Here is a 12,884-nt window from a genome sequence, read left to right on the forward strand (position 1 = left end):
GTTCCATGAATGTTCTCCTCGTGTATGCCCATCCCGAGCCCACGTCCCTGAACGGATCGATCCGGGACTTCGCCGTCGGCCGCCTGCGCCAGGCGGGCCATCATGTCCAGGTATCGGACCTGTACGCCATGAACTGGAAAGCCTGCCTGGACGCGGACGACAGCGCCGCGCCGCGGGAGCCGCGCTTCAATGCCACCGCCGCGTCGCGCCATGCGTACGACCATGGCTTGCAGCGGGCCGATATCGCGGCCGAGCAGGAGAAACTGCGCTGGGCCGACGCCCTGATCCTGCAATTTCCCCTGTGGTGGTTCTCCATGCCGGCGATCATGAAAGGCTGGGTCGATCGCGTCTATGCCGCCGGCTTCGCCTACGACGTGGGGGAACATTCGGACCGGCACTGGGGCGACCGCTATGGGGAAGGAACGATGGCGGGCAAGCGCGCCATGCTCATCGTGACGGTCGGCGGATGGGAATCCCATTACGGCCCGCGCGGCGTCAACGGTCCCATCGACGACCTGCTGTTTCCGATCCAGCATGGCGTTCTGTACTACCCAGGATTCGACGTGCTGCCGCCTTACGTGGTGTACCGCACGGGACGCGTGGACGCTGCGCGGTTCGCCGACATACGAGAAACCCTGGGCCGTCGCCTGGACACGCTGGCCACCGCTGCGCCCATTCCGTTCCGTCCGCAGAATCGGGGCGACTACGAGGTTCCGGCACTGACCCTCCGCCCGGATATCGCCCCCGGCGCCGTGGGTTTTGCCGCGCATATCGACCGCGGCGATGGCGGTCAGCCCGCGTGCGGGACAGCGGAAGGCGGCAGTACGAACAGCAGATAGCGATGCGCCGGCAATCGCAGGCCCCACGCCGTTTTGGCCACCTCGACGGCGACCGGGGCTGCGCCGGCGAAGGCCTGAGCGGCGTCGATACAGCCGCGGTTTGCCTCGCGACACACGAGCAGCGCGCCGGCACGCCGGACATCGCGTTCGGTCAGCCACGGCGTGGTCGCCGGCTCGAACAAGTCCCAATAGTGGCTGCGGTCGGGTCCATAGAAGGCGATGGCGCGGGCCTCCTTGTCGTCGCCCGACACGATGGCAAGGGGTTGACCGGTGCGTTCGCGCCAGATCGCGGTGGCGAGCTTCGCCAATTCGGCGCGCGGCTCGGCGGTCAGGCGCTCATGGCGTTGGGCATTGACAATGCCCCCTGCCGCCGATAAGGCCAGAACGACGATCCAGTAGATCGCCATCAGCCGGGCGATGCGCCTTTGTTCCATCGCGATGCCCGCGTTGTCCAGGATCGCCATCCAGAACGGCACGATGGCGAACCATTGGGTGTTTCCCCACAGGGCCGAAAGGCCCGTGCGGGTCACGAACGCCAGCGCGCATATCGCCAGAAACGTTCCTATCGAAAGCCACCACAGGTCGCGGCACAAGCTGCGGTGCGTCCAGCTGTGCAGCATCAGCTTGGCGGCCTGCGCGCGCCGATGGCCGGACAGCAACAGCAGAAACGCGGCGCTGGGCAGCAGGTATCCAGCCTGCATCAGGGAGTACCTGACCAGATCGGCCGCGACGACGGGCAGCGGATGGGACACGTCGTCCATGCGCTGGCGGGCATAGACGATGGTCTGCATGCCGGTATGCAACATCCATTCGATGTGCGGGAACAGCACGATTGCCGCCGCCATGACTGTGAGCCAAGCATGCGGGTGCAGCAGTCGCGCCCGCCATGCGGGACGGGCCAGCCCTGCCACCGCCAGGCCCGCCAGCAATGCCACCGAAAAATACTTGCCGAGCAGCGCAAGCGCCGCCGCGACGCCCAGCGCCATGGCGTCCTTGCGCGTACCGGACTGCACATAGCGGACGAAGAAGTACGCCGTCCACGGCCAGAGCGACAGCAGCACCGTGTTCGCGTTGAACTTGATCGCCAGGGTCGTATAAATAGGCGACACCGCCATCGCAAGCCCCGCCACGGCCGCCAGCCCGGGCGTCAGGAAGCGGCCGGCCAGCGCGACAATGCCGCACAGCCCGGCCAGGGCATTCAGACTGGACAAGGCGAAATACGCGGCGTCGCTGCGCGGGAAAACGGCGAACCAGGCGGCCGTTATCCAGGCGAACAGGGGCGGATGCTTGTGATACCCCGCCTGCCATTCAATGCCCCAGACGTAGTTCTCGAGCATATCGCCGGCCCAATCCAGATTGCTCCGGTAAAGCCAGGCGCCTGCCGTCCATACGGCGGCATGCAGCGCGAACAGCAGACGCAGGCGGGCGACATGCGTGTCAGCCCCGCGAAGGGATGGAGGATGCGGAAGGGGTAGAGCAGGATTTTTCGCCATTGGCCTGGACCGTCGTACCGGATCGGACAACCCGCTCCGGGGTGCACTTAGGTCAAGCGGGGAGCGAACGGTTCCATGGCTGCCAGCCCGGGTCCGCGACCCTCGGCAAGCGCGCGCCGGATCGATACCCCGAATGCCCTCCAACGCCGGCGTACTACCGTTGAACGGGCGAAAGCTGCGGCCTCAATACCCCAGCGCCGAGCCAGCCGGCCGCCGTTCGTCGTTGGCCCCGTAAAAGTAGCCGGGCCGCACCGCGCCGGACACCGCGGCATCATTGCCCGAACTGGCCTGGCCGGCGGGCCCCGCCGTTTCAGGCAGGCCGACCAGCACCAGTTCCGCGGCGCCCCAAGGCGTCTGCTCCACCATCTTGTAGCCCATGCCGCGCAGGATGTTCAGCGTATCGGGAGACAGGCCGCGCGTCTCGTAATAGACCTCATCCGGCAGCCATTGATGGTGGATGCGCGGCGCATCCACCGCTTCCTGCGGCGCCATGCCGTGGTCGATGACGTTGATCGCCGTCTGCAGCGTGATCGTGATGATGCGCGATCCCCCCGGCGATCCGAGCACCATGAAGGTCTTGCCGTCCCGGGTGACCAGCGTCGGCGCCATGGAAGACAGCGGCCGCTTGCCGGGCTCGATGCTGTTGGTTGCGCCCTGCACCAGCCCGAACAGGTTCTGCGCGCCGACCTTGGTGGTGAAGTCGTCCATTTCGTCGTTCAGGAAAAAGCCGGTTCCGGGCGCGATCACCCCCGCGCCGAAGCGGCCGTTCACGGTATACGTGGTCGACACCGCGTTGCCCTCTTTGTCGACGATGGAGTAATGCGTGGTCTCGGTTTTTTCGTGCGGCCCCATCCCGGGCTGCACCTGCGACGACGGCGTGGCGCGGTCCGGAAGAATTTTTTCCCGGATCGCGGCGGCATAGGAGGGACTCAGCAGGCGCCCTATCGGGTTCTCGACGAAGGCGGGATCGCCGAGATAGGTATTGCGGTCCATATACGCGTGGCGCATCGCCTCCGCCATGACGTGCACCGACGCCGCCGATCCATATCCCATGGCGCGCAGATCGTAGCCCGACAGGATGTTCAGAATCTGGCACAGCGTTACGCCGCCCGAACTGGGCGGGGGCGCCGACACGAAGGTGTAGCCGCGGTAGTTGCACGTAATGGGCGCGCTTTCGGTGATCCGGTACGCGGCGAAATCGGCGGCCTTCAATACGCCGCCGCCCGCGGTGGATGCCTGTTCGACGGCCTGGGGAATGCGGCCTTTGTAGAACGCATCCGGCCCATGCTCGGCAATGGCTTCCAGCGTTCGGGCCAGATCCGGCTGGACCAGCCGGTCGCCCGGCTGCAGCGGCGTGCCGTCCGGCCGCAGGAAAATACGGGCGGCCTCCGGATCGCGGCGGAACATGCCGATGCTGGTGTCCAGGATGTCGGTGTCGGCGCGGGTCAGCACGAAGCCTTCGCGCGCAAGCTTGATGGCCGGCGCCATGACGGCTTGCCGCGGCAGCCTGCCGTACTGCCGCAACGCCGTGTCCATCCCGAGCACCGTGCCGGGCACCGCCACCGCACGGTAGCCGTACAGGCTCGCGCCCTTGACCAACTGCCCCTTGTCGTCCAGGTACATGTCGCGCGATGCGCCGGCGGGCGCGGTTTCACGGAAATTGATGAAGGTGTCCCGCCCATCCGCCAAATGGATGGTCATGAAGCCGCCGCCGCCGATATTGCCGCAACAGGGGTTGACCACCGCTTGGGCATAACCCACCGCCACCGCGGCGTCGATGGCATTGCCGCCCATTTTCAAAATATCCACGCCGACCTGCGAGGCAAGGTACTGCGATGTGACGACCATGCCGTTTTGCGCTTCGACCGCGGGCCGGGATGCCGACCATACCGGAGCCGTCAACCCCAGACACAACACACCGGCGATCACCCACTTCGAACGTTGAATGTTGCGCATCGCGTCCCCTTGCCATCGGCGTGTGAAGTTGGAGCGGGCATTGTAAGATGCCGCGCACCGGCGCCCGGCAAACACCACAACAAGCCCCGGCTCATTCTAGTGATGGCAGGCGCCGGCTGCCACGCTCGCTTTCCCGCGATACGCCATGAATCGTCAACGACAGTGGGCATCGATCGGCTTTGCGTTGGCTTACGCCGCCCTTGCGGGCGCCAGCATGCTGCGCCGCGATACGCTCAACCTATCCACCCTGTTCTGGCCGCCGGCCGGCCTGCTCCTGGCCGCCCTGATGCTGGATGCGCCGCGGCGTTGGCCGGCCTGGATGGCGCTGGCCGCCAGCCTGCATATCGTCACGGGAATCGTTGTGGGGCAGCGCTCCTTTCCGGTGGCAGCGGTGTTCGCGCTGGCGGACCTGTTGTTCTGCGCCGCGGTGGCTGCCGCATGCCGTCCGCGGACCCATGGCGCCGCGGAGCCCGCATCCCTGCCGGTGACGCTGCGCTTCATCGGCGTGCTGGCGCTGTGCAGTGTGGCGGGCGGGATACTGACCGCTTTCATACTGCGCGCGATCGGCCAGGCCTCGTCTCCGACGCACTGGTATGTATGGAGCATGGCAGCCTTCGTGGGTTGCATCATCGCCACGCCGCTCGTAATGGCGGGATCGCGCCTGCGCTGGCGCGCCCTGGCCGAACAAAGCGTTGCGCGGCTATGGTTTGGACTGCTTGCCGCATTCGCCATGCTGGGCGGCACGACGATCGTTTTCAATGATCCTGCGCGTGCCGCCGGCCGCTTCGTCTGGCACGACGGCTTCGGCATGAGCTATGGCCCCCTGCTTTTCCTGGCCATCGTCGCTCTTTGCTGGGGACCGGCGGGCAGTGCGTTGACCGTCGCCGGCCTTGCCCTGGTCGCCGGCTCGTACACACTGAGCGGCATGGGTCCCTATGCGAACATCGCGCATTTCAGCGGCCAGCCCTTGCTCGCGGTGCAGGGCTATCTGGGCTGCGCCGCGATCTTGAGCCTGATCATCGGCGCGCTCGCTGCGGACCGCGAACGCGCGCTGCAACGCGCAGCGGCGCTTACCTCGCAATTGGAATCGGCGCTGCGCGTCAGCGGCCAGGTCGCTTGGGAGTTCCGGCGCGCCGGGTCCACGTTGCACTGGCTCGGCGAGCTTCCGCATGGCATTGCCTCGGGGCGCGCCGTTGTCCCCCTGGACGACTGGCTCAGCCGCGTGCACCCGGACGAACAGGAAAGGCTGCGCGTCTGGCTGCATACAGGCGCCGATTCCTATGCCTTCCGCCGGCTGCGCTTTCGCGTGCTCGGCAACGACGGCCGCTACCACGAAATGGAGTTGAGCGGCTCGGCCAGGCATGGCGTGCCGGACAGGATGACGGGCTTGCTCGGTACGCCCGGCGAGGAGCTTCCCTTCTGAGCGCAGGAATCCGGCGGCGCCGCTTCACCGCGGCTTGCCGGGCGTCCCTGCATCGGCGCCGCGGCGATCTGCCGCCCCTTTGATGACGGCATCCCTGTCCTCATCGAGACGGCCATCGATATGGCCATCGATTTCGCGATCGATCTGCGCGATGGTGTCGCCGAACCGGTCCAGGAAGGACTGCACCCTGGATAGTTGTTCCGGTCCCGGAGACGCGCGCAATGCGGCTTCCAGGTCCTCTCCCTGCTCAATCAGGGGCCACCGGCCCAGCATGCTCATGGCGCCCAGCACGCGATGCAGCCATTGCGCCAGACGGCCGCAGAACGGTTCGCACAGATCCGCACGCGCCGCGGCCAGGTCGGCTTGCAGCGCCTGAACGGCGGCCGATAGAAACTGCCGCAGTGCCGCATCGTCCGCAAACTGCGCGCGCAGCGCCGGCCAATCAAGGCCCGGCGGCGCCGTCCCGTGTCCCGCTTCGACGTCGCGGCCGCGGGGCAGCTCGGGCCGGGGCACGGATGCGACATGCGCAAGGGCGCCTGCAGAAGGCGGCGCCGGCGCGGGTACCGCCAGGCTGCGCTCCAGGACATCGCGCAAGGCATCCAGATCGACCGGCTTGGCGATGCGCGCATCGACGTGTGGTCCCACCGGCTCGGCGGGATCGACGGACGCGGTCACCACGACGATGGGCATGCGGGCCTGCGCCGCCACGCCTCGGCGGCGCTCCTCGTCGCGCCACGCCTTCGCCAGATCCGAACCGCTCATGGCCGGCATCTGGCAGTCGGTGAGCAGCATGGCGTACGGCCTGGCGCGCAAGGCGGCCAGCGCGGCCGCGCCATCCGCGCAGACATCGCAGGCGTAACCCAGCGCCGCCAGCTGCCGGCGCAGCAATTCGCGATTGATATCGTGATCGTCGACCACGAGCAGACGGACGTTGGCGGGCGCCTGGGGCGCCGCCATGCCTTGCAGCTGCCCCGCTTGCAATGTCCCGCCCGGGATGGGCGCGGCGCCGGCCCAATCGCCATGCGCGGACCCGGTCACGGGCGCCGGGCCGGCCGGTGCACCGGGCACCCCCGGTGCGCGCGGCCGGTGCACGGGAAAGCGGCAGCAAAACTCCGCGCGCGTGCCCAGGCCCGGCACGCTTTGCAGGGTCAGTTTTCCGCCCATCAGCGACGCCAGCCTGCTCGATACCGACAGCCCCAGGCCCGTTCCGCCATAGCGGCGCGCGGTAGCGCTGTCGGCCTGGCGGAATGGCGCCATCACTTCGGCGAGCTTGTCGGCGGCGATGCCAATGCCCGTATCGGTGACCACGAATCGCAATTGCTGGTGACCGCCCTCTTCCGCATCCAGGTGCAGCGTCAAGCGCACCTCGCCTTGCGCGGTGAACTTGGCCGCGTTGCTGATCAGGTTGGTCAGGATCTGACGGATGCGCAAGGGGTCGCCCAGCACCTCCTCGCACACGGCGTCTTCCACTTCGCAGGCCGTCTTCACGCCGCGGCGCCGCGCCGGCTCGCCCATCACCATCACGACGCTGTGCGCCAGCCCGCGCAGGTCCACGGGAATGCGCTCCAGGCTCATGCGGTTCGCTTCCGCCTTGGAAAAATCCATCACCTGGTCCAGGATGTGCAACAGCGCGTTGGCCGCGGTATCCGCGGCAAGCAGCATCTGGCGCTGCTCGTCTCCCATGCAACCGCGCTTGAGCAAATCCAGCATCCCGACGATGCCGGTCAGCGGCGTCCGTATCTCATGGCTCATGGTGGCGAAGAACATGGCTTTCGCCAACGCGGCGCTGTCGGCCAGGTCGCGAGCCTCTTCCAGCCTTGCCTCGGCGGCGCGGCGGCGCACGACCTCCCGGCGCAACTGCACGTAGCCGAACGATACCCCTATCGCAATGGCCAGGGGCAGCAGCATCGCAGGCAAGATCTGGCGCCAGAAAACGCCTGCCGGAACGGCCAAGTCCCAATCCCGGGCGCCGTCGACGGCCGACGCGTCGGCCGCGGATTTGCGCTGCGCCGGCGCCTGGGCGGTGCCGGCCGATGTACGCACGGCGCCGGCCTGGTGCGATGCATCCGGGCGGGATGGAAAAGCGGCTGCGGCGCCCGATGCCGCCGCAGCCGTCACGCTGGCTTCGGGTGGCACGGATCCCGCATGGTCGCCCCGCAGCGCCGCCGTCAGAACGGCGGCGATCATGAACATCGCCATGGCGCCAGCCGCGGCAGCCGGGCTGCGCAGCGCGCGGCTCCAGCGGCCGCCGGCATCGGCGCCGGCGGGGCCGTTCGCCGGCGGCCGGGTCTTCGCTAGCATGCCTGCGCTACCGCCAGCGCGGGCGCATGCGTCTCGTCCCGCGGGCCGACATACAGTTCGTGCGTATGAAAGCGCGCCAGCGCGTCCCGATGCGCCACGCTGATCAACGTCGTGGCCGGCAATCGCGCGAGCAGCGTTTCGTACAGGCGGCGTTCGGTGTCGGCGTCCAGCGAAGATGTCGCTTCGTCCATGAACAGATAATCCGGCCGCAGCAGAAATGCGCGCGCGAAGGACAGGCGCTGCTTTTCGCCGGGCGACAGCCGGCGCGCCCAGGCATCGGCGTCGTGCAGCCGTTCCGCGTAAACATCCAGCCGGCACAGGCGCAGCGCCTCGGCGCATTCGGCATCGCTGTAAGCGGTGGGGTCGCCGGGATAGCACACGGCGGCTTTCAATGACCCGTCCGGCACATAGGCAATCTGCGGCAGGAACAAGGCGACACGGTGCGGGGAAGCCGCATCGCCGTTGGCGTTGGCGTCGGCCTTGGCGTTGGCGTTGGCGTTGGCGTTGGCGTTGGCGTTGGCGTTGGCGTACACCTCTGGCGGCAGGATCAGCGTGCCGCTTGCATGCGGCCAGAGCCCTGCCAGCGTGCGCAGCAAGGTGCTCTTGCCGGCGCCGGAGGGACCGCGTATCAGCCATCTTTCACCGGCGCGCATGTGGAAGTCCGCGGGCACCGGCAGCGGTCTGCCGTCCGGCCGGTAGATGCGCAGGCTGCGCGCGGTGATTCCGGCGCCCGGCTCGCGCGTCAGACGATCCGGATCGCCCTCTCCCATGCGCTTGCTGAACTCGCGCAGGCGGTTGATCGTGGCGCGCCAGTCCGTCAACGTGGCGTAGCTGTTGATGAACCACGAGAATGCATTGCTGACCTGACCGAAGGCATTGTTCAGCTGCATGAGCACGCCCAGCGTAAAGGCGCCGGAGAAATAGCGCGGCGCCGCCGCGACCAGTGGAAAGATGATGGCGATCTGCCCATATATCGAACTGGCGAACACCAGGCGCTTGGTGTAGCGCATCACCTCGCGCCAGTTCTCGCGCACCGCGCCGAACACCGCGCGGGCGCGCCGTCCTTCCTGCGCGCCTCCGTCGTAGAACGCGATCTGTTCGGCGCTTTCGCGCACGCGAACGAGAAGCACGCGGAAATCGGCCTCCACCTTCTGCTGGCGGTAACCGACATCCACCAGCCGGCGGCTGAACCTATGTATCACCAAGGACCCGAGCACAGCGTACAGGGCGGCGGCCCAGACCATATAGCCCGGTATGCGAACCGGATGGCCCAGCACCGCGAAACCGATCGCCCCGGAAAGCACCCACAGTATCGTGACGAAAAAGCAAAGGGTCACGACGTTGGACACCAGGTCCGCCGTAAGCGCCAGGGTGCTGCTGGCCATGCTGCGCAGATCTTCGGCGATGCGCTGGTCGGGGTTGTCGACGACGCGGTCGCGTTCCAGCCGGTAGTACGAACGGCTGCGCAGCCATTGCGTCAGATACACGTCCGTCAGCCATTGACGCCAGCGGAACTCGAGCATCTGACGGAAATAGATCTGTGCGGTGCTCATGGCGATGAAAAGAAAGGCCAGGACCGAGAAGACCAGGACCAGATGGGTGAACGCGGGAAAATCGCGCTTGTCGAGCGCATCGTAGAACCCGGCGTTCCAGGCGTTGAGACGGACGTTCACCACCACAATGCCGATGTTCAACGCCAGGACCATGGCCAGCAGCGCTCTGGCCTTGTGGCGGTCTTCGGACACCCAATACGGCTTGATCAATTGCCACGCCGAGGGCGTGCGGCCGCCGGTATCGGGAAACCAGCCTTTGTTTTCCGGCAGGACGCGGCTGCCCTGCGCTTTGTCGTCAGCTGAAACCATGGTTCATCGGGCTCGTGTTGGGATGTCTTTTCTGACAAGCGGGGGGCCCAAAGGTTTCAACGGCGCCTGTGCCTCATGCCGCAGCGATGGCATGCGCGGCGGCTCGCCGCATCAAGGCGCGGACGCGCCGGCGTCGTTCAGCGGAATCTCAGGTTTGCTGGCGGAGCGGGTTCCGGGATGGGGATGCGTGCTGGCGGCATGATAGGTGTGGACCACCGAAAGCTTTACGCGATCGCTCTGATTGCGGCCGGCAGCATGCAGCGTGCGGCAGTGAAAAAACAAAACATCGCCCGGCTCGAGCCTCGGGCAGACCGCCGTTCCGATGAGCGCCGCATTTTCGGGCAAGTCCTCCCGCAGAAACTGGGCTGCGTCGAAGCGATGCGCGGGCAGTTCCATGACGTGCGATCCCGGCACCAGCCACAGTCCGCCGTTGTCCGACGTTTCCTCGCCCAGCGCCAGCCATGTCGACACCAGGTCTTCGCGTTCGAAGGACCAATAGCGGATGTCGCGGTGCCAGCCGGTCAGGCTTCCGAAGCGCGGATGCTTCGTCATGACGCAGTTGTGATGCGCGCGCGACAGGACGGCCGATTCGCCGAAATACGCCCGCATGATCGCCGCCACGGCCGGCGACGTGGCCCATTCGGCAAAAAGCGGATGACGCGCATAGGCGTCCAGCAGGCGCCGCACCGTGGCGCCGCCCTCTGCCTGACGGGACGCCGGAGCCCCGGGATACGCCAGGTCGGCTTCGTACTCCACGGGCGCCCGCGCTTCGGCAAGCTGTTCCAGCGCCACGGCGCGCAGCGCTTCGCATCGGCCCGCAGGGGCAAAGGAACGGGCAACGACAAAGCCCTGCTGTTTCAAGGTATCGAGCTGGGCGGGAGTCAAAGACGAAGACATCGACGGTTCATCCACGGAATGCCGCGGGAATCGCGGAACCGATGCGCCGCGACCTGCGACCGGAGGATTTTACGTGGAACCGTTCAACGCCACCAAGCCGATGAGACCGCCCCCCAGCAACAGCCACAAGGGATGCAAACGGCTGCGCCAGCCCAGGACCGCGACCGCGGCGGCGATGCCGCCCAGCAGCCAGCCGTCCACCGAGGCCGCCGTGATCAGGGCGGCGCTGGCGCCAACCAGGCCCACCGTGACCGGGAAGATGCCCTGCTGCGCCACGGCCCGCCATGGCTTGTCCTTGAAACGGTCCCACAACCGCAACACCAGGATGGTGACCAGGGACGAGGGCCCGAACTTCGCGAAACTGCTCACCAGCATGCCGGGCCACCCCGCAATGTGCCAGCCGACCAGCGGCACGATCATCAGGTTGGGGCCGGGCGCGGCCTGCGCCAGCGCGAACAGCGACGTGAAGTTCTCCGCAGTCATCCAATGATGCACGTCCACCACCTGGCGCTGCATCTCCGGCAGGATGGTGTTGCCGCCGCCGAATGCGAGCAGCGACAGCTCGGTGAACAGGACGGTGAGTTGAATCAGCACCTCTGTCATGACCGCTTCCTCCAGGTGATCAGGATGCTGAGGGGCGTCAGCGCCAGCATCGTCGGCAGCAGCGGCAGCCGCAGCACCGCAATGGCCAGGAAGCACAGCAAGGCGACGATGAGCCCCCAGCGATTCCTCAACAGGGGCGCGCCGATTTTCAGCGTGAGGGAAATCAGCAGGCCGGCGGCTGCCGCTGCCAAGCCGGCAAACAAGTGCCGCACATGCGGATCGTGCTGGTAATGGTCGTAGACGACGCCAAGCATGATGACGACCAGGGTCGGCACGAGCACGAACCCCAGCAGCGCCGTCACGGCGCCCGTGACGCCGCGAAACCGCATCCCGATGGCGACCGACAGATTGATGATGTTGCCGCCTGGCAGGAACTGGCAAAGACCGAGCAGGGTCGTGAACTCCTCGCCGGAGATCCATCGATGCTTCTCGACCATCATGCGGCGCGCCAGCGGCAAGGCGCCGCCGAAAGCCGTCATTCCGAGCACGAAAAACCCCGTGAAAAGCTGAGCGAGCGTGGGCGGCTCGGCCAAGGGTTCGATGGCGCGTACTGCCTGATCCGGTGCGGGCTTCATGCCGATGCCTTCTGCGGTAAAGGCGCGGCGTGACGGGGCGAGTCCCGGCCGGAGCGGCCGCGCGGGTTTCAACTCTTATAAATTATATAAGACTTAGGGCGCCAATCAGGCAAAAAAAAACCTCCGATCACCGGAGGGTTGGCAGCAAGCGAGGCCGGGGACGTGCCCCAGCCTGCCGCAATGACACACGGCCCTTCTTCCTTCAGGGCAGGTCGGCCTCGCTGTCCACATATACCAGGCCGGCCTCGCGCAACTTATCGCGCATGCCATAGATGTCCAGGCCCAGTTCGCCGGCGGCGAGCCGCTTGCGGTTCAGCGCTTCCTTCTGCAGCCGCGCGTCGCAAGCCTGCGCCACGGCGGCCGCGCGGCGGCGCGGCACGATGACCACGCCGTCATCATCGGCGACCACCACGTCGCCTGCGGAGACCATGGCCCCCGCGCAAACCACCGGCAGGTTCACCGATCCCGGCGTTGCCTTGATGGTGCCCTTGGCGGATATCGCCTTGGACCACACCGGGAAGCGCATGTCCTTGAGCGCCTGCACGTCGCGGCAGCCGGCGTCGATGACCAGCCCCGCAATGCCGCGCGCGCGCATCGACGTGGCGAGCAATTCGCCGAACATGCCGTCCGTGTTCGGAGCGCTGCAGGCCACCACCATGACGTCGCCCGGCTGGCACAGCTCGATGGCCACGTGCAGCATCCAGTTATCGCCGGGATGCGCCAGCACCGTCACGGCGCTGCCCGCGATCGCGGCGCCCGCGTAGACGGGACGCATATAAGGCTGCAGCAGGCCGCTGCGGCCCTGCGCCTCGTGAACGGTGGCCGTGCCGGCGGCGCCCAGGCGGGCGATCAGATCGCGATCGGCGCGCTCTATGTTGCGCACTGCGTAGGTCATGACGGGTCTCCAAAATGAATGCGGGCGGCCCCTGCGCCGC

Annotated in this window: 10 protein-coding genes; 2 read left to right on the forward strand and 8 right to left on the reverse strand. The window is 67.1% G+C overall.

From position 1 onward, the window contains the following. Nucleotides 1-5 precede the first annotated feature (5 nt). Nucleotides 6-839 (forward strand): NAD(P)H-dependent oxidoreductase, encoded by an 834-nt coding sequence (locus tag CAL13_RS11985; RefSeq protein WP_086072523.1) that lies wholly within the window; start codon nt 6-8, stop codon nt 837-839. Here CAL13_RS11985 and CAL13_RS11990 read toward each other — a convergent pair. Then, nucleotides 791-2,332: a glycosyltransferase family 39 protein gene (locus CAL13_RS11990; RefSeq protein WP_086072524.1), complete on the reverse strand. Its 1,542-nt coding sequence runs from the start codon at nt 2,330-2,332 to the stop codon at nt 791-793. The genes CAL13_RS11985 and CAL13_RS11990 overlap by 49 nt on opposite strands. 183 nt (nt 2,333-2,515) lie before the next feature. Then, entirely contained in the window at nt 2,516-4,180 is a 1,665-nt protein-coding gene (ggt, locus tag CAL13_RS11995; protein WP_232462614.1) for a gamma-glutamyltransferase, read from the reverse strand. A 253-nt stretch (nt 4,181-4,433) separates the two neighbouring features. On the opposite strand from ggt, the gene CAL13_RS12000 reads away from it, so the two are divergent. Further along, the gene (locus CAL13_RS12000; protein ID WP_086072525.1) at nt 4,434-5,711 is read left to right on the forward strand and encodes an MASE1 domain-containing protein; all 1,278 of its coding nucleotides are present in this window, start codon (nt 4,434-4,436) and stop codon (nt 5,709-5,711) included. 24 nt (nt 5,712-5,735) lie between these two features. Here the strand turns inward: CAL13_RS12000 and CAL13_RS12005 are convergent, their stop codons facing one another. The 6 genes from CAL13_RS12005 to CAL13_RS12030 all read right to left on the reverse strand — a co-directional run bounded on the left by CAL13_RS12005 (nt 5,736) and on the right by CAL13_RS12030 (nt 12,844). Beyond that, the gene (locus CAL13_RS12005) at nt 5,736-8,012 is read right to left on the reverse strand and encodes a hybrid sensor histidine kinase/response regulator (protein WP_086072526.1); all 2,277 of its coding nucleotides are present in this window, start codon (nt 8,010-8,012) and stop codon (nt 5,736-5,738) included. Next, nucleotides 8,006-9,874, reverse strand: coding sequence for an ABC transporter ATP-binding protein/permease (locus CAL13_RS12010; RefSeq protein ID WP_086072527.1), 1,869 nt, complete (start codon nt 9,872-9,874; stop codon nt 8,006-8,008). The genes CAL13_RS12005 and CAL13_RS12010 overlap by 7 nt, the downstream gene beginning before the upstream one ends. Nucleotides 9,875-9,985: 111 nt before the next feature. Continuing rightward, on the reverse strand, nt 9,986-10,771 hold the full coding sequence (locus tag CAL13_RS12015) for a phytanoyl-CoA dioxygenase family protein (protein WP_086057600.1): 786 nt from the start codon (nt 10,769-10,771) through the stop codon (nt 9,986-9,988). Between the two features lie 69 nt (nt 10,772-10,840). Further along, a complete protein-coding gene (locus tag CAL13_RS12020; protein ID WP_086072528.1) occupies nt 10,841-11,374 on the reverse strand; it encodes a chromate transporter in 534 nt (177 codons plus the stop codon). Then, nucleotides 11,371-11,949, reverse strand: a complete 579-nt coding sequence (locus CAL13_RS12025; protein WP_086057602.1) for a chromate transporter — start codon at nt 11,947-11,949, stop codon at nt 11,371-11,373. The genes CAL13_RS12020 and CAL13_RS12025 overlap by 4 nt, the downstream gene beginning before the upstream one ends. Nucleotides 11,950-12,151: 202 nt before the next feature. Beyond that, nucleotides 12,152-12,844, reverse strand: a complete 693-nt coding sequence (locus CAL13_RS12030; protein WP_086057603.1) for a 4-carboxy-4-hydroxy-2-oxoadipate aldolase/oxaloacetate decarboxylase — start codon at nt 12,842-12,844, stop codon at nt 12,152-12,154. Nucleotides 12,845-12,884 lie beyond the last annotated feature (40 nt).

This window comes from Bordetella genomosp. 9 (assembly GCF_002119725.1).
Lineage (GTDB): Bacteria > Pseudomonadota > Gammaproteobacteria > Burkholderiales > Burkholderiaceae_B > Bordetella_C.